Source organism: Amycolatopsis sp. lyj-23, from assembly GCF_046549135.1.
Classification (GTDB): Bacteria; Actinomycetota; Actinomycetes; order Mycobacteriales; family Pseudonocardiaceae; genus Amycolatopsis.
On the sequence record NZ_JAJPWN010000019.1, the window covers coordinates 46,479 to 62,775 of the forward strand.

Sequence of the window (16,297 nt, forward strand, 5' to 3'; positions counted from 1 at the left end):
CGGTAATCCTCCAGTGGTCACCGAACAGCCGGTCGACGCTGCCAGTACGTCCACAGCGGCCGGTAGCCCTGCGCGTACCAGAACGGCGTCGACAGCGGGTTCGCCGCCGCGTGGTGCAGCAGGACGACGTCGGCGCCTTCCTCGTCGAGGACCTGGTGGGCGTGCGTCGCGAGCGCGGTGCCGACGCCGGACGACCGGGCGGCCTCGGCGACGGCCAGCGACGACAGGTACCCGACGCGCGAAGCGGCGACGCGGCTGCTGATCCAGCCGGTCTCGCCCGGGTGCTGGACGCTCACCATGCCGAGCGGGCGGCCGTACAGCTCGGCGATCCACAACGGCGGCTCCGGCCGCTTCAGCTGCTCGGCGAGGTCCTTGGCCAGGATGTCCTCGACGCCGGTGCGCCAGTTCACCGTGCCGTACTGGGCGTCGTAGGAGTGCAGCTCCATGCCGAGCGCCACCGCCGTCTCCAGGTCGCCGGGCTCGGCGCGGCGGATCTTGACGCCCGGGGTGCCGAGCGGGGTCGCCGGGACCAGGCGCTGGGCGGGCCGGACCGCGATCACCCGCAGCGGCGCGAAGCCGTGGTGGAGCATTTCGCGCGCGCCGGCCGCGTCGCGGCTCGCGCGCGGCACGATCGCCGCCGTCTCCGTGTCACCCCGTTCGGCGACCGCGCGCAGATGTTCATCCCATCGGGTGAGGAGGGCGTCCAGGACGGCCGCCGGCTGGGGGCCGGCCAGCTGGAGGTCGAGCCGGTGCTCGGTCAGCGCGCGCCACGGCGCGTTGGGGGCGTCGCGGTCGACCTGGACGCGGGACGCGAGCCCGGACGCGGCCGAGCCGCCCGTCGCCACCTCCAGGACCACGGCGTTTTCCGCCGCCTCGAAGGGAGTCGAACCGGGGAGCAGGGGATCCACCGCCGCGAGCCGTGCCGCGTGTTCGGTGGCAATCACGTCGCTGTGCATGGGCCTTATTGAAGCGCTACCCGAGCCGCTGTGCGTAGGGAACCGGTGGAGTTACGACACCTGCCGTTTCACCCCTTGGTCCACGCAGGTCAGCGCGTTCGAGGCATTGTTAACCCTGGGGTGATCTCCTACTGTCTCGAAAGGGACGCGGGTACGCCCTACGGGGTACGGTATGGCCCCTGTCCACACCCGAAGTCACGGATCAGCACCGGTGGACAAGCCGGGAGGGAAGGTCGGATGCCGGACACCAACGCCCACGGTGACGCCGTCGCGCAGGCGCAGCCCGGGCCGGGAGCCGCTTCCGGGACACCGCCCGTCTCCGCCGAAGCCCGCACCGACGAACGCCGGTTCCGCGTCTACACCTTCGCCGTCCTGAGCCTCGGGCTCGTCGCCGCGTTCGCGGTCGGCTCGTGGCTGCCGTTCGAGTGGAACGACCGGCTGCTGTGGATCGGGCCCGTGCTCGCGGTGGCCTTCCTGCTCGCCGAACAGCTCGGCATCAACGTCGACGTCCGCAGCGGCATCTCGTGGACGATCTCCTTCACCGAGATCCCGCTCGTCATCGGGTTCTTCATCGCGCCGTTCGAGGTCGTGCTGGCCGCGCACCTGGTCGCCGGCATCGGCACGCTGCTCGCGCGCAAGGTCGCCGGCCGCGTCCTCTACAACGCGGGCGCGTTCCTGCTCGAGATCACCGGCGCCTTCGCGGTCGCCGGGCTGGTGAAGCACCTCGTCGGGACCGGCGACAAGATCCCGTGGGTCGCGGCGCTGGCGGGCACCCTGACCGCGCCGCTGGTGAGCACGCTGCTCGCGCTGGCCGCCGTCCGCGTGCTGCGCCGCCGCATGCGGGTCAGCACCGCCGTCCGGCTGACCGGACGGATCCTGGTCGTCGGCTTCGTCAACGCGTCCGTCGGCCTCTCCGGCTACCTCGTCATCTCCAGCACGCCCAAGGCGTGGCCGCTGGTGCTCGCCGTCTTCCTCGGCCTGACCGCGCTGTACTGGGCGTACTCCGACCTGCTGCGCGAGCAGCGGGACATGGAGGCGCTCTCGGACGTCAGCCTGATGGTGGCCCGCTCGGGCCAGCAGGCCGCGGCCCGCCCGGCCAGCCGCGCCGACGAGCTCGTCGGCGGCGTCGACGTCCGCGAATGGGCGACGATCGCCGAGCGCATCAAGGACCAGCTCGCCGCCGGCCGCGTCGTGCTGAGGCTGCGGCTGGAGCCGAAGGACACCATGCGGGTCGTGGTGGCCGGCGACGACCTGCCGGTCGCGGACCCCGAGGCCGACGACCCGCTGCTGCGGCTGCCCGGCGCGCACGTCCGGCACTTCCGGATCACCGAGGCCAACCCCGACGTCCGTGCCGCGCTGCTGGACCGGGGCGCGCAGGAGGCGCTCGTCGTCCCGCTGCGCAGCGCGAACCGGCTGCTCGGCGTGGTCGAAGCCCACGACCGGCTGTCCCGCTGGCGCGGTTTCGGCAAGTACGACGTCCAGCTGCTCGGCACGATGGCCAGCCACCTCGCGACGTCGCTGGACAACCGGCGCCTGCTCGCGACCCTGCGCCACGACGCCTACCACGACCCGCTCACCGGGCACCTCAACCGGCCGGGCTTCCGGCAGGTGGCGAAGGAACCGTTGCGGGACTTCGCCAACGCCGTGGTGCTGCGGATCGACCTCGACGTCTTCTCGACGGTCAGCGACGCGCTCGGCTACGCCTGGGCCGACCGGATGGTGGTCGCCGCGGGGCGCCGCATCCGCGACGCGCTCGGCCCCGACGTCCCGCTCGCCCGGCTCGAAGGCGCGTCCTTCGCGGCGCTGCTGGTCGGCTGTCCGCCGGAGGAGGCCCACCAGGCGGCGGAACGGCTGCGCCAAGAGCTCTCGGCGCCGTACCCGGTCGACCGGCTCTCGGTCGAGGCGAACGCGATGATCGGCTACGCGACGACGTCCGCGGACGAGCCGGGCGACGTCGTCGACATCGAAGGCCTGCTGCAGCGCGCCGACGTCGCCGTCCGCGCGACGAAGGGCGGCGAGGAGGTCCGCGGGTACGTCCCGAGCATGGGACAGATCTTCCTGCGCCGCTTCCAGATGGTCACGCAGTTCCGGCAGTCGCTCGAAGACGGCCAGGTCAGCGTGCACTACCAGCCGAAGATCACCCTGCCGAACCGGCAGGTGCAGGGCGTCGAGGCGCTCGTCCGCTGGGTGCACCCGGAGTTCGGCAGGCTCGGGCCGGACGAGTTCGTCCCGGCCATCGAGGCGGCCGGCCTGATCGGCGTCCTGACCGGGTTCGTGCTCGGCGAGGCGCTCAAGCGCTGCCGCAAGTGGCTCGACGAGGGCCTGCGGATCTCCGTGGCGGTCAACCTGTCGGTGCGCAACCTGGCCGACGAGGACTTCCCGAACAAGGTGGCCCGCGAGCTGGAGCACCACGGCATCCCGCCGGAGCTGCTGACGTTCGAGCTGACCGAGTCCGGCGTGATGTCCGACCCGCAGAAGGCGCTGCCGATCCTGCGCGAGCTGCACTCGCTCGGCATCACGCTCGCGGTCGACGACTTCGGGACCGGGTATTCCTCGCTGGCGTACCTGCGGCAGCTGCCGGTGGACCAGGTGAAGATCGACAAGAGCTTCGTCCTCGGCATGGGCACCGACCTCGGCGACCTCGCGGTGGTCCGCTCGATCGTCGAGCTGGGGCACTCGCTCGGCCTGACGGTGGTGGCCGAGGGCGTCGAGGAGGACGTGGCGCGCGACCAGCTCGAGGCGATGGGCTGTGACGTCGCCCAGGGCTACCTGATCTCGCGGCCGCTGCCGGAGGACCGCCTGGAGGCGTGGCTGCAGGCCCGCACCGCGCGCTCGCCCGGACGGCACTCGGAGACCGTCCTGACCCTGCTGACCTGAGGTTTTGCGGTTTGGGGACCCCGGTTGCACGGCCGGGTGACGGCGCTTGCTAATCTTTCCAAGTCCTCGCGAGAGGCCAGGCCCCTTTAGCTCAGTCGGCAGAGCGTCTCCATGGTAAGGAGAAGGTCTACGGTTCGATTCCGTAAAGGGGCTCCGCGAGTGGGCGAGCTATGCTCGGGAAAAACCCGAGCCTAGCTCGCTTCGCGGTGTCCTTTGGGGGCCCAGCCCCCAAAGCCCCGCCGGGGGCAAGCCCTCGGACCCCCGGGGTGGGCACGATAGGGCGGTGTAGCTCAGTTGGCAGAGCAAGCGGCTCATAATCGCTGTGTCGCCGGTTCAAGTCCGGCCACCGCTACGCGGTAAGACGGGGCTGGCCCCCGGGACCTGAGAGAGAAGGAAACGCTGTGGCTGCCACCGACGTGCGACCCAAGATCACGCTGGCGTGCGAAGAGTGCAAGCACCGCAACTACATCACCAAGAAGAACCGGCGCAACAACCCGGATCGCCTGGAGATGAAGAAGTTCTGCCCGAACTGCGGTACGCACCGGACTCACAAAGAGACCCGCTGAGTAGCGCGTTCTCACCAGCTCGAAGAAGCCGCCCGGGATTGCCCCGGGCGGCTTCTCGCTGTTGGTAGCCTCGTCGGCGTGCCCTTGGACCAGTCGTTCACCGGGCGGAGCTATCCGCCGGAGACCAGTTACGAAGTGAGCCGGGAGAAGATCCGGGAGTTCGCCGACGCGATCGGCGACGCCAACCCGGTCTACCGCGACCCGGAGGCGGCCCGCGAAGCGGGTCACCCCGACGTGATCGCCCCGCCGACCTTCCTCACGATCATCAACCTCGCCTCGATCAACGCGATCGTCGCCGACCCCGAGCTGGGGCTCGACTATTCGCGGATGGTCCACGGCGACCAGGGCTTCACCTACACGCGCCCGGTGTACGCCGGCGACGTGCTCGAGGTGACGACCCACATCGACGCGATCATGGCCCGCGCCGGCAACGACTTCATCAACCTGCGCGCCGACATCACCGACGCGGCGGGCCAGAAGGTCTGCTCCACCCGCGCGCAGCTGGTGGTCCGAGGGGAGACGGCGTGAACACCGGCGACGAGCTGCCCGTCCTCGAGGTCCGGATCACCCGTGAACAGCTGGTTCGCTACGCTGGCGCGGCGCTGGACTTCAACCCGATCCACTGGAACGAGGCGTTCGCGAAGGACGTCGGCCTCCCGGACGTGATCGCGCACGGGATGCTGACGATGGCGGTGGCCGGCCGGGTGGTTACCGACTGGCTGGGCGACCCGGCCCGGCTCGTCGACTTCAGCGCCCGCTTCACCCGCCCGGTCGTGGTGCCGAACACGCCGGAGGGCGCGCTCGTGGAGATCACGGGCAAGGTGGCGGACGTCAAGGACGACGGGATCGCGCGGATCGACCTCGTGGTGAAGTTCGACGGGAAGACCGTGCTGGGGAAGCCGCAGGCCCTGGTCCGCTACTGACCCCCCGACCCGTGCGCCCCAAGGCGGCCTTCGGTGCGTTGAATCAACACTGCGGCGCGAAGCGCCTCCGTTGAGGGTGGCGGCGGGGGCATGGATGGAGCAACCAAGGCCGCCTTCGGTGCGTTTGGTGCTACGGGAGCTTCAGCACCGTGAGCACCGCGTCGGCCATGCCCTGCTCTCCCCGGGCGTTCGGGTGGAGCGGGGCGGCCGGCGACGCCGGGAGCAGGCCCTCCACCCAGCGCTTGTCCGACGCCGAGCACACGTCGTGGCCCTTGCCCGGGGTGGCCGTGTCCGCGTAGCCCGCGCGGTGGGCGTCCGCCTGGTCCTCGAGCATCTTGTTCAGCTTGCCGAGCGCGCCGCGGAAGTACTCGATGTCGCCCGCCCCGAACGGGAGCGATGGCCAGCAGCCGTCGCCGTCGGGCAGAACCGTCGGGTAGCCGACCACCACGACCTTCGCCTTCGGGGCCTGCTTGTGGATCCGGTCGAGGACTGCGCCGATCTTGGGGGCGGTGGCGTCGATGCGCTCCGCCAGCTGGTCGTGGCCGCCCGCCGTCAGGCGGTCCCGGCACGGTGACGCGTCCTGGTGCGTCGTCGCACACCCCGACGCGTACGAGAAGAAGCCGACGTCGTTGCCGCCGATGCCGACCGTCACCAGCGTCGTCTCCGCCGTCACCGCGTCGAGCTGCGGCGGGTTCGTGCCGTTGCCCGTCTTCTGCGCCCCGGTCAGGTTCGCCGTCGTCGCGCCGCTGCAGCTGACGTCGGCGAGCTGGGCCGGCTTCAGCTTCGCCGAGACCAGGTGCGGGTAGTTGTCGTCCGAGCGGTCGCAGCCCGGCGGGGTGCCCGCCTGCCGTCCGGTGCGCGGCGCCGACGTGTACGAGTCGCCGAGTGCGACGTAGCGGCCGGAGCCGCCGCCGGTGTCCGCGCCGCCCGGTGGCGCCGACGACGTGCCGTGCTGCCACTTGTAGTACCCGTAGACCAAGAGCCCCACCACGAGCACGACCACCAGGCAGCCGCCGCCACCGCTCTTCTTCGCCACTTCTTCGTTTCTACCGAAGCCACCGCGGCGACGGCCTAGTCAATCCGGGTGATCCGCTGCGCGAGCAGGTCGTTGACCAGTCCGGCGCCCGTCTCCGGGTCGTCCACGCTGACCAGCACCGTCCGGCCGTTCTCCAGCACGAGCGCCAGCGCCGGGCCGCCGCGGACCTTGTACGCCGTCGTGCCGGTGACCGGGTTGAAGCGCAGGCCCAGGCCGCCGTCGCCGAACGTCGACAGCTCGCGCGTGGTCGCTTCCCGGATGCGGGCCAGCTCCAGGTGCCGCCACGGGACGCCCAGGAGGCCGAAGCGGATCGTCACGCCCTTGGCGTCCACGGACGCCGACAGCCGGTAGGTCAGCGCCGTCACGATCAAGCCGACCACGGCGATCCAGCCGGCCGTCACCCACGGGAGCCCGGTGGGCACGAGCGCGATCGCGACCGGGATCAGCGCCAGCGCCCAGAGCATCCCCGGGTTCACCGCCCGGCCCGACCAGAACGCGCGCTCCCCGGGCCGCAGGCCGACGGACGGCCGCTGTCCCGTGGTCGCCGGGACCGGCGGCGACGGCAGGCCGCCGACGAGCGCCGCGACGACGCCGATGACCGCCGTGCCCAGCAGGAACGGCACCACGGCGAGGCCGCCGCGGGCCGCGTGCCAGTCCGGGACGTCGAGGTTCGCCACGAGCACCGCCAGCAGGACGGCGGCGGGCATGGCGGCGAACGCGGCGCCCACCCCGACGGTCGGGCGCGGCAGCGGCCGCCCGCGGCGCAGCGCGGTCAGCGCCGTCGTGGTCAGCAGCAGCACCGCCACGACGCCGAGGCCCAGGCTCACGCCGGTGAACGCCCCGAGCGGGGTGTGCCCGTTCGGGGCGCTGCTCCAGTGCGTCGCGACGGGGTCGGGCAGCCGGGGCGCCCACGCGTTCTCCAGCAGGCCCGCGACGGCGAGCGCGGCGCCCGGCAGCACGGCCGTGGCGATCAGGACCCGGATCAGCTTGGTCATGAGTACTTCTCCTTCAACACCCCGGTGAGCTCCTCGAGGCCGACACCCGCGCGCTTGGCCTCGCGGACCAGGTCCTCGGCCAGTTCGGCCAGCCGCGCCCGCGACGGCGCGCCGCCGATGACGACGGCCCCCCGGCGGCGCCGCAGGTCGATGAGGCCTTCGTCGCGCAGCAGCGCGTACGCCCGCAACACGGTGTGGACGTTGATCTCCAGTGCCGCCGCCAGTTCCCGGGCGGGCGGCAGCTGCTGCCCGGCGGGCGGGCGGCCGTCGGCCAGGGACCGGCGCAGCGACGCGGCCACCTGTTCGAAGAGCGGGACGGTGGAGCTCGGATCGATTTGAACGAGCATAGTTCTAACTATAATAGAACAATGAGGCGCTGCGCGAGAGGTGCGTCACACGAGTGCGGTGTCAGTTCCCGATCAGTTCACCGGCGAGTTCGAGGGCGTGGTCGACGTCCTTCGCGACGTAGTGCAGGTCGACGAGGACCTCGGTGATGCCCAGCTCTCGGGCCACGTCGAGGCAGGGCAGGACGTCGGCGACGGTCTCGACCGCGGTGCCCGGCCGCGGGTTGATCCGCAGCACCCGGCGCAGGGCGTCCGGATCGCGGCCGGCCTGCCCGGCCGCTTCCCGCGCGACCGACCAGAGGCCGGTCAGGTACTGCGGCGGCATCCAGCCCGCCAGCCAGCCGTCCGCGCGGCGCCCGACCCGGGCCAGCGCGGGCGGGGAGAACCCGCCGAGCAGCACCGGCGGGCGCGGCTCCTGCGCGGGGCGCAGGCCCACCGTCGACGGCGCGATCCGCCACTGCGGGCCCTCGTGTTCCGCCGGGTCGCCCGTCCACAGCGCCTCGAGCGCGTCGAGCAGGTCTTCGAGCCGCCGGCCGCGGCCTTCCCACGGCACCCCGGCGGCGAAGTACTCCTCGCGCAGCCAGCCGAGCCCGAAACCGACGTCCAGGCGTCCCGCGCTGGCCAGGTCGAGCGAGGTCAGGGCCCGGGCGAGCAGCACCGGGGAATAGACCGGGCCGGTCAGCGCGCTCGTCCCGAGGCGGGCCGTGCGCGTCACCGCGGCCGCGGCGGCCAGGGTCGTGAACGGGTCGGTGAAGGTCTCGAACTCCCGGGGGTACGGGTGTTCCGGCGTCCCGCCGCCCGGGTAGAGGTCCGACGGGGCCAGGGGCGTCAGGATCCGGTCGCCGACCCACAGCGAGGTGAAGCCGAGGTCCTCGGCCGCCGTCGCGAAGCGCGGCACGGCGGCGGGCTCGGCGAGGGGGCCGTACTGGGGGAGGGCGAGCCCGAGCTGTGTCCCGCTCACCGGCGCGCACCCGCCGACCGGGGGGTGGTCGTCATGGCGGACATCCTGGCATGATCAGGAGGTCGGCGGGGAGTTTTCCGCAGGCCGGCCGGGGTGCGGTGGTCGATCGGGGGGCGCGGTTGCGGGCTCCCGCGAGGCTTGCCGTAGACTTCGGGACTTGGAACGCACTACGGTCATCCCCGCCTGGATGGTGGGGATGCTGGAATGCGTCCTCCGGGGCTCCGAGAGATCGGACCTCACAGGGGTGTAGCTCAATTGGCAGAGCAGCGGTCTCCAAAACCGCAGGTTGCAGGTTCAAGTCCTGTCACCCCTGCGTAACGGAACTGGTGGAGCGGAGGAGTGGTCGTGAGCGACAGCGACGCCAGCGGCGGCGAGCAGGAGCAGGACGGCACCGGGCAGAAGCCCGAGAGCCCGTCCCGTCCCGTCACAGCTGCCGCCCGGCGTGAGCGCCGTGCGACCGCTCGCCCGGCGGGGAAGTCCGCGGCACGTGCGGACGACAAGACCCGCCCGGCCGGGAAGGCGGGGGAGAAGACCGCCCCCGACGCCAAGGGCGCTCCGACTCCGAAGCGGGACCAGAAGCCGAAGAAGGCCTCCGTGTTCGCGCGGCTGGTGCGCTTCATCCGCGAGGTCTGGGCGGAACTGCGCAAGGTCATCTGGCCCAACCGGAAGCAGATGGTCACCTACACCGCGGTCGTGCTGGTCTTCGTGGTGTTCATGGTGGCACTGGTGAGCGTCTTGGACTTCGCGTTCAAGAAGGGCATCGGCGCGATCTTCGGCTGACCCGCCGCCGTGCCGCCCGGGCCGGCCCGGACCGACCCGTAATGATCAACTGAGAGGACGGAACGTGACCTCCGACAACGGCACAGCAGCCGGTCACGACCTGACCGAGCTTTCCGACGAGCAGGTGCACGCGGCACTCGGTGACGAGGAGTCCGCGCACCTCGAGCCCGTCGACGTGCCGGACTCCGAGGTCGACGACGCCGCTTCCGACGATGACGCCGACGCCGACTCCGCTTCCGTCGATTCCGACGAGGACGTGGCCGACGGCGACGTGGCCGACGAGACCGGCGAGGCCGAGCCCGCCGCCGACGACGAGGACCCGGTCGCCAAGCTGCGCGCCGAGCTGCTCGCCGCGCCCGGCGAGTGGTACGTCGTGCACTCCTACGCCGGGTACGAGAACAAGGTGAAGACCAACCTCGAGACCCGGACGCAGACCCTGGACGTCGAGGACTACATCTTCCAGATCGAGGTCCCGACCGAAGAGGTCACCGAGATCAAGAACGGCCAGCGCAAGCAGGTGCAGCGCAAGGTGCTGCCCGGCTACATCCTGGTCCGGATGGACCTGAACGACGCCTCGTGGAGCGCGGTGCGCAACACGCCGGGTGTCACCGGGTTCGTCGGCGCGACCTCGCGGCCGTCGCCGCTGACCGTGGACGAGGTGCTGAAGTTCCTCGCCCCGAAGGTCGAGAGCGAAGCCCCGGCGAAGGCGGCCAAGGGCGAGTCCACTTCGGCGTCGTCGCAGCTCGGCGGACCGACGGTCGAGGTCGACTTCGAGGTCGGCGAGTCGGTCACGGTCATGGACGGCCCGTTCGCGACGCTGCCGGCGACGATCTCCGAGGTCAACGTCGACGGGCAGAAGCTGAAGGTCCTGGTGTCGATCTTCGGCCGGGAGACCCCGGTCGAGCTGTCGTTCAACCAGGTCTCCAAGATCTGAGGCCGGCCTTTCCGGCCGCAGTCCCCGCGTCCACGGCAGGTACGCGGGGAACGTAGTACAGGACAGGAAAAGAAATGCCACCCAAGAAGAAGAAGCTTGCGGCGATCATCAAGCTGCAGATCAAGGCGGGTGCGGCCAACCCCGCGCCGCCGGTCGGCCCCGCGCTGGGTCAGCACGGCGTCAACATCATGGAGTTCTGCAAGGCCTACAATGCCGCGACCGAGTCGCAGCGCGGGGACGTCGTCCCGGTCGAGATCTCCGTGTACGAGGACCGGTCGTTCGACTTCAAGCTGAAGACGCCGCCGGCCGCGCGCCTGCTGCTCAAGGCCGCTGGTGTCGAGAAGGGCTCGGGCGAGCCGCACAAGACCAAGGTCGCCAAGGTCACCTGGGACCAGGTCCGCGAGATCGCCAAGACCAAGGAGACCGACCTCAACGCGCACGACATCGACCAGGCCGCGAAGATCATCGCCGGTACTGCTCGGTCGATGGGCATCACGGTCGTCGACGCCTGACGTCTGCAGCTCCACCCGTGGGAGAGCCGCGTGCTGGCTCGTCACCACACTGATCCGTTTTCGAAGTTAGGGACAGAAGCATGACCAAGCACAGCAAGGCTTACCGCCAGGCTGCGGAGCTCATCGACAAGGCGCGCCTGTACGCGCCGCTCGAGGCCGCGAAGCTGGCGAAGGAGACCTCCAAGACCAAGATGGACGCGACCGTCGAGGTCGCGATGCGTCTCGGTGTGGACCCCCGCAAGGCCGACCAGATGGTCCGCGGCACCGTGAACCTGCCGCACGGCACCGGTAAGACCGCCCGCGTCATCGTCTTCGCTGTCGGCGACAAGGCCGCCGAGGCCGAAGCCGCCGGCGCGGACGCGGTCGGCACCGACGAACTGATCGAGCGCATCCAGGGTGGCTGGCTCGACTTCGACGCCGCGATCGCGACGCCGGACCAGATGGCCAAGGTGGGCCGCATCGCCCGCATCCTCGGCCCGCGCGGCCTGATGCCGAACCCGAAGACCGGCACGGTGACCCCCGCGGTCGCGAAGGCCGTGCAGGACATCAAGGGCGGTAAGATCAACTTCCGCGTCGACAAGCAGGCCAACCTGCACCTGGTGATCGGCAAGGCTTCCTTCGACACCGAGAAGCTGGTCGAGAACTACGCGGCGGCGCTGGACGAGATCCTCCGCGCCAAGCCGTCGTCGGCGAAGGGCCGCTACCTGAAGAAGGTCACCTTCACCACCACGATGGGCCCGGGCATCCCGGTCGACCCGCTGCGGACCCGCAACCTCCTCTCCGAGGAAGCTGCGGTCTGAGTTAGAGATCACCAGAAAGGGCGTCCCCGCGTGCTGCGGGGGCGCCCTTTCTTCGTGTCTCATGGACGGCATGCCGACTTTCGCGTCGTTCGACGGGCTCCGGTTGAACTACACGGTGTGGGAGGGCGACGGCGCCCACCGCCCGGTGCTGCTGCAGCACGGGTTCGCCGCGGACACGAACGCGAACTGGATCGCCACCGGCGTCGTCGCGGCGTTGCGGTCGGCCGGCTTCACGGTGATTTCGCTGGACGCGCGCGGCCACGGCCGGTCCGAGAAGCCGCACGACGAGTCCCGCTACACGTCGGACACCATGGCGCAGGATGTGTCGGCCCTGCTGGACGAGCTCGGCCTGGACGAGGTGTCGATGGTCGGCTACTCGATGGGCGCGATCATCGCCCTGACGGCGACGGCGGCGGACAAGCGCATCCGCTGCCTGGCCACCGGCGGCGTGGGCTCGGGCATCGTCGACTTCGGCGGCGTCGACCTGCGCGTGGTGAAGCCGGCGGACATCGCTTCGGCCCTGCTGGCGGAGGACCCATCGACGGTCCCGCCGTCGGGAGTCCCGTTCCGCCTGCTGGCGGACGCGGTGGGCGGCGACCGCAAGGCCCTGGCGGCGGTGGCGCTGGCTTCGCGGGAAGGCCGCTTGAACCTGTCGTCGATCGGCGTGCCGACGCTGGTGCTGGCGGGGGAGCAGGACCAGCTGGCGGCGGAGCCGGAGAGGCTGGCGGCGGCGATCGCGGGGGCGCGGTTGGTGCGGATCCCGGGCGACCACATGACGGCGGTGGTGTCACCGGCGTTCGCGGAGGCCCTGGTGTCGTTCCTGTCGGCGCCGCACCCGCGTTAGCGGCTGGTCGGCGTCGGCGGCGGGCAGGGGGTCGGCTCGTTGGTGTGCGCCGTGATGAGCCACTGGCTCTTCTCGACCTTCTGCACGGTGAAGGCGCCGAGCGCGGGGCCGCCGTGGATGCCGAACCGGCACGAGCTGATCGTGAAGGTGTCGCCCGGGATCGGCTCCGAGACGTACGACGGCATCGATTCGGCGTAGTCGTTCTTGTTCTTGACCTGCCGGTTGAGCTCGTGGACCGCCACCTGGCAATCCGCATAACCGAGGTCCTGGGCGAACTTCTGCTGGACGTCTTCGCGCATCCGCCCGCACGCCTGCGGGACGAGGTTCTGCGCGACGGCGTCGTAGACCTCGCGGACCGCCTCGTACGGGCTGGTCGAGAGGATGTGGTTCGTGTGGTAGGTCCCGCCGCCCTCCTGGGCGAGCTGCGCGGAGCTCTTGCCGGAGTCGCTGGGGAAGAAGTGGTTGTACAGCCAGGTACCCGCGAGGCCGAGGATCACCAGGGCGAGCGCCCAGGCGATGACCTTCTTGCCCAGCCACGCCAGCCACCGGGGCGCCCGACGGCGCTCGACCGGGACCAGCTGGTAGCCCTCGGGGATCATCGGCGGCCGGCCACCTTGCTGCGGGACCGGCTGCGATGGCGGAGCCTGGACGACGCCCGCGTCGGGTGCCGGGGCCGGCTGGTTGCCCTGCTGGGCCTGGGTGAAGCGCAGGTAGTCCTGGAACTGCTGGAACTGGCGGAACTGCTCCACCTGCGCCGGGTCCACCGGGGGCTGAGGAGGAGGCGCGGCGGCGGGCGGGTTCGGGCCCGCCGGTTCGAGTTCCGAGCCCGGCTTTCCGTCATCGCGCTGCTCCGCCACGTCACCATGATGCCCTCCGGAGCACGGGAACGAACCCCCGGACGCCCTAAACGCAGGTCAGGACCGGACCCCGAGAAAGCCTTGACAACCGAAGGGGTATAGTTGACGACAGTTCTACCGAAGACCGCTGGTTTTCCCCGTCAACCCGGGGAACGAAGGTCCCGCATCACGCCGGGCGGCCCGCGCAGGAGGAACGAGGCCGGGCACCCAGGTGCCCGATGACGCCCCGCGCCTGTCTGCGCGTGGGCGTTTTGTCGTTTCGCAGGGCCCCTCGAACGCCAGTGGAAACACTAGCCAAGAGAGGAGGCGACCATGGCGAAGCCCGACAAGGTGGCGGCCGTCGCCGAGATCGCGGAGAGCTTCCGCACCAGCTCGGCCACCGTCGTTACCCAGTACACCGGCCTCTCCGTGTCCCAGCTGTCCCAGCTGCGCCGCGCTCTCGGCACCAGTGCCAAGTACCGGGTCGCGAAGAACACCCTGGTCAAGCGGGCGGCCGAGGACGCCGGCATCCAGGGTCTCGAGAACCTGTTCGTCGGCGCGACCGCCATCGCCTTCGTCGAGGGTGAAGCTGTCGACGCCGCCAAGGCGCTTCGCGACTTCGCGAAGGACAACAACGCGCTTGTGATCAAGGGCGGCTACATGGACGGCCGTGCGCTGTCCGTGGACGAGATCAACCGGATCGCCGATCTCGACAGCCGTGAGGTCCTGCTCGCCAAGGCGGCGGGCGCGTTCAAGGCGAAGCTGTCCCAGGCCGCCGCGCTCTTCCAGGCGCCGGCGTCCCAGGTCGCCCGCCTGGCTGCGGCGCTGGAGGAGAAGCAGCGCGAAGCCGCCGGTACCGAAGCAGCCGAAGCACCCGCCGAGAGCTGAACCACCCCCCACCCCGAACGTCTCGTTCGTTTTTCTGAGAGGAAGCCATCATGGCGAAGCTGAGCACCGCCGAGCTGATCGACGCCTTCAAGGAGCTGACCCTCCTCGAGCTGTCCGAGTTCGTCAAGGAGTTCGAAGAGGTCTTCGACGTGACCGCCGCCGCGCCGGTCGCCGTCGCCGCTGCCGCTCCGGGTGCCGCCCCGGCCGCCGCCGCCGAGGAGCAGGATGAGTTCGACGTCATCCTCGAGGGCGCCGGCGACAAGAAGATCCAGGTCATCAAGGTCGTCCGCGAGGTCGTCTCGGGCCTGGGCCTGAAGGAGGCCAAGGAGCTGGTCGAGGCCGCTCCCAAGGCCCTCCTGGAGAAGGTCGACAAGGAGGCCGCCGAGGCCGCCAAGGAGAAGCTCGAGGCTGCGGGCGCCAAGATCTCCATCAAGTGATCTCCGGCGCGCAAGCGCCACAGCATCACAGCACCACCTCGAGAAAGGGCGGGCATCCACTGCGGATGCCCGCCCTTTCCGTGTCTACGACTTCCTGAGCTGCGCCCGGGCCGCACCCCCTAGGAGCGGTGTCCGGATCTCCCCAGGGTCCCTAAATCGTGGCTCCGGGGCTGCTCGGACCTGCGTTGTTGGCCCGAATGGGCTACCGTGCTGGCCATTGGCGATCACGGCGGGATGACGATGGACCTGGGGCTGGCCAGAAAAGAAAACTGGTGAGTAACCTGTTCGCACTCGGCTCGTTGCACCTGGTTGACGCGGGTTCGTGGGCGCCACCGGCCCGCATCCGCCGCCGGCGTGGGTGGCAGGGTGTGGCAGCGGGCGCAATGACGCGGAACAGCTCCTGGAGGTGCGATGGGTGCCGAGGTGGTCATCGAAGGTCTGACGAAGTCCTTCGGTAAGCAGGCCATCTGGCGGGACGTCACGTTGACGCTCCCCCCGGGCGAAGTGTCGGCCATGCTCGGCCCGTCGGGGACCGGCAAGTCGGTCTTCCTCAAGTCGATGATCGGGCTGCTGAAGCCCGACCGCGGCCGCTGCGTGATCAACGGCGTCGACATCGTCACCTGTTCCGAGCACAAGCTCTACGAAATCCGGAAGCTCTTCGGCGTCCTGTTCCAGGACGGCGCGTTGTTCGGCTCGATGAACCTCTACGACAACGTCGCGTTCCCGCTGCGCGAGCACACGAAGAAGTCCGAGACGGAAATCCGCCGGATCGTCCTCGAAAAGCTCGACATGACCGGGTTGAACGGCGCCGACAAGAAGCTTCCGGGCGAGATCTCCGGCGGGATGCGCAAGCGCGCCGGCCTGGCCCGCGCGCTGGTGCTCGACCCCGAGATCATCCTGGTCGACGAGCCGGACTCGGGCCTCGACCCGGTCCGCACCACCTACATCTCGCAGCTGTTCCTCGACGTCAACGCGCAGATCGACGCGACCTTCCTGATCGTCACGCACAACATCAACCTGGCCCGCACGGTGCCGGACAACCTCGGCATGCTCTTCCGCAAGGAACTGGTCATGTTCGGCCCGCGCGAAGTGCTGCTGACCAGCGAAGAGCCGGTCGTCAAGCAGTTCCTCAACGGCAAGATGCAGGGCCCGATCGGCATGTCCGAGGAGAAGGACAGCGCCCAGATGGCCGCCGAGCAGGCGATGTTCGAAGCCGGCCACCACGCCGGCGGGGTCGAGGACATCAGCGGCGTCCCGCCGCAGATGCAGCCGACGCCGGGCGTGCCGGCCCGGATGGGGGCCGTCCGCCGGAAGGACCGCGTCATGGAGGTCCTGCACCGGCTCCCGCCGGCCGCGCAGGAGAGCATCATCGAGTCGCTGAGCCCCGAGGAGCAGCGCCACTACGGCGTGCGGCCGCACCGCGGGCAGCCGCAGCAGGTCGGGGCGCGCCCGCAGGGTGACGGCGTCCCGAACCAGCACCACGGCCAGCTGCCCGCCGACCAGGTCGCGCGCATCCCGGGCGGCCAGCCGCCGAGAACCGGCACGCACCGGATGCCACCGAACAACGGGCCAGGTGGCCGGTGAGCTCTCCCGCAACACAGGCGAAGA

At 70.6% G+C, this 16,297-nt stretch carries 18 protein-coding genes and 3 tRNA genes; 15 read left to right on the top strand and 6 right to left on the bottom strand.

What is annotated here, in order from left to right:
* Positions 1 to 17: 17 nt before the first annotated feature.
* Positions 18 to 956, bottom strand: coding sequence for a GNAT family N-acetyltransferase (locus ACLJPY_RS38575; RefSeq protein ID WP_410595940.1), 939 nt, complete (start codon positions 954 to 956; stop codon positions 18 to 20).
* A gap of 237 nt (positions 957 to 1,193) precedes the next feature.
* Between ACLJPY_RS38575 and ACLJPY_RS38580 the strand changes: the two genes are divergently transcribed.
* The 6 genes from ACLJPY_RS38580 (at position 1,194) to ACLJPY_RS38605 (ending at position 5,322) form a co-directional block, all read left to right on the top strand.
* Positions 1,194 to 3,833: a putative bifunctional diguanylate cyclase/phosphodiesterase gene (locus tag ACLJPY_RS38580; RefSeq protein ID WP_410595941.1), complete on the top strand. Its 2,640-nt coding sequence runs from the start codon at positions 1,194 to 1,196 to the stop codon at positions 3,831 to 3,833.
* A gap of 80 nt (positions 3,834 to 3,913) precedes the next feature.
* Positions 3,914 to 3,986 (top strand) — tRNA-Thr (locus ACLJPY_RS38585).
* A 126-nt stretch (positions 3,987 to 4,112) separates the two neighbouring features.
* A tRNA-Met gene (locus tag ACLJPY_RS38590) sits at positions 4,113 to 4,185 on the top strand.
* Positions 4,186 to 4,234: 49 nt separating this feature from the next.
* On the top strand, positions 4,235 to 4,399 hold the full coding sequence (gene rpmG, locus ACLJPY_RS38595; protein WP_005152047.1) for a 50S ribosomal protein L33: 165 nt from the start codon (positions 4,235 to 4,237) through the stop codon (positions 4,397 to 4,399).
* A 78-nt stretch (positions 4,400 to 4,477) separates the two neighbouring features.
* Positions 4,478 to 4,927, top strand: coding sequence for a MaoC family dehydratase N-terminal domain-containing protein (locus ACLJPY_RS38600; protein ID WP_410595942.1), 450 nt, complete (start codon positions 4,478 to 4,480; stop codon positions 4,925 to 4,927).
* Positions 4,924 to 5,322: a MaoC family dehydratase gene (locus tag ACLJPY_RS38605; RefSeq protein WP_410595943.1), complete on the top strand. Its 399-nt coding sequence runs from the start codon at positions 4,924 to 4,926 to the stop codon at positions 5,320 to 5,322. The genes ACLJPY_RS38600 and ACLJPY_RS38605 overlap by 4 nt, the downstream gene beginning before the upstream one ends.
* 130 nt (positions 5,323 to 5,452) lie before the next feature.
* Here ACLJPY_RS38605 and ACLJPY_RS38610 read toward each other — a convergent pair whose 3' ends face one another.
* The 4 genes from ACLJPY_RS38610 to ACLJPY_RS38625 all read right to left on the bottom strand — a co-directional run bounded on the left by ACLJPY_RS38610 (position 5,453) and on the right by ACLJPY_RS38625 (position 8,658).
* Complete coding sequence (locus ACLJPY_RS38610) at positions 5,453 to 6,358, bottom strand: SGNH/GDSL hydrolase family protein (protein WP_410595944.1); 906 nt, start codon at positions 6,356 to 6,358, stop codon at positions 5,453 to 5,455.
* A 35-nt stretch (positions 6,359 to 6,393) separates the two neighbouring features.
* On the bottom strand, positions 6,394 to 7,353 hold the full coding sequence (locus ACLJPY_RS38615; protein WP_410595945.1) for a hypothetical protein: 960 nt from the start codon (positions 7,351 to 7,353) through the stop codon (positions 6,394 to 6,396).
* Complete coding sequence (locus tag ACLJPY_RS38620) at positions 7,350 to 7,700, bottom strand: GntR family transcriptional regulator (RefSeq protein ID WP_410595946.1); 351 nt, start codon at positions 7,698 to 7,700, stop codon at positions 7,350 to 7,352. The genes ACLJPY_RS38615 and ACLJPY_RS38620 overlap by 4 nt, the downstream gene beginning before the upstream one ends.
* 61 nt (positions 7,701 to 7,761) lie before the next feature.
* Positions 7,762 to 8,658, bottom strand: a complete 897-nt coding sequence (locus ACLJPY_RS38625) for a TIGR03619 family F420-dependent LLM class oxidoreductase (protein WP_410595947.1) — start codon at positions 8,656 to 8,658, stop codon at positions 7,762 to 7,764.
* A 240-nt stretch (positions 8,659 to 8,898) separates the two neighbouring features.
* Here ACLJPY_RS38625 and ACLJPY_RS38630 point away from each other — a divergent pair.
* From ACLJPY_RS38630 to ACLJPY_RS38655, 6 genes are all read left to right on the top strand, one after another.
* A tRNA-Trp gene (locus ACLJPY_RS38630) sits at positions 8,899 to 8,971 on the top strand.
* A 26-nt stretch (positions 8,972 to 8,997) separates the two neighbouring features.
* Positions 8,998 to 9,438, top strand: coding sequence for a preprotein translocase subunit SecE (secE, locus tag ACLJPY_RS38635; RefSeq protein WP_410595948.1), 441 nt, complete (start codon positions 8,998 to 9,000; stop codon positions 9,436 to 9,438).
* Between the two features lie 64 nt (positions 9,439 to 9,502).
* Positions 9,503 to 10,372 (top strand): transcription termination/antitermination protein NusG, encoded by an 870-nt coding sequence (gene nusG, locus ACLJPY_RS38640; protein WP_410595949.1) that lies wholly within the window; start codon positions 9,503 to 9,505, stop codon positions 10,370 to 10,372.
* Positions 10,373 to 10,446: 74 nt separating this feature from the next.
* A complete protein-coding gene (gene rplK, locus ACLJPY_RS38645; protein ID WP_003079266.1) occupies positions 10,447 to 10,884 on the top strand; it encodes a 50S ribosomal protein L11 in 438 nt (145 codons plus the stop codon).
* An 80-nt stretch (positions 10,885 to 10,964) separates the two neighbouring features.
* Positions 10,965 to 11,684, top strand: a complete 720-nt coding sequence (gene rplA, locus ACLJPY_RS38650) for a 50S ribosomal protein L1 (protein WP_103351772.1) — start codon at positions 10,965 to 10,967, stop codon at positions 11,682 to 11,684.
* Between the two features lie 70 nt (positions 11,685 to 11,754).
* On the top strand, positions 11,755 to 12,528 hold the full coding sequence (locus ACLJPY_RS38655) for an alpha/beta fold hydrolase (protein WP_410595950.1): 774 nt from the start codon (positions 11,755 to 11,757) through the stop codon (positions 12,526 to 12,528).
* On the opposite strand, the gene ACLJPY_RS38660 is transcribed toward ACLJPY_RS38655, so the two are convergent.
* Positions 12,525 to 13,385, bottom strand: coding sequence for a hypothetical protein (locus ACLJPY_RS38660; protein ID WP_410595951.1), 861 nt, complete (start codon positions 13,383 to 13,385; stop codon positions 12,525 to 12,527). The genes ACLJPY_RS38655 and ACLJPY_RS38660 overlap by 4 nt on opposite strands.
* A gap of 312 nt (positions 13,386 to 13,697) precedes the next feature.
* Here ACLJPY_RS38660 and rplJ point away from each other — a divergent pair, with 312 nt between their 5' ends.
* The 3 genes from rplJ (at position 13,698) to ACLJPY_RS38675 (ending at position 16,273) form a co-directional block, all read left to right on the top strand.
* The gene (rplJ, locus tag ACLJPY_RS38665; protein WP_354821090.1) at positions 13,698 to 14,252 is read left to right on the top strand and encodes a 50S ribosomal protein L10; all 555 of its coding nucleotides are present in this window, start codon (positions 13,698 to 13,700) and stop codon (positions 14,250 to 14,252) included.
* A gap of 50 nt (positions 14,253 to 14,302) precedes the next feature.
* On the top strand, positions 14,303 to 14,689 hold the full coding sequence (gene rplL, locus ACLJPY_RS38670) for a 50S ribosomal protein L7/L12 (protein ID WP_361082004.1): 387 nt from the start codon (positions 14,303 to 14,305) through the stop codon (positions 14,687 to 14,689).
* Between the two features lie 411 nt (positions 14,690 to 15,100).
* Positions 15,101 to 16,273 carry an ABC transporter ATP-binding protein gene (locus ACLJPY_RS38675; protein WP_410595952.1) on the top strand — a complete coding sequence of 391 codons (1,173 nt, stop codon included), beginning with the start codon at positions 15,101 to 15,103 and terminating at the stop codon, positions 16,271 to 16,273.
* The last annotated feature ends 24 nt before the right edge of the window (positions 16,274 to 16,297 follow it).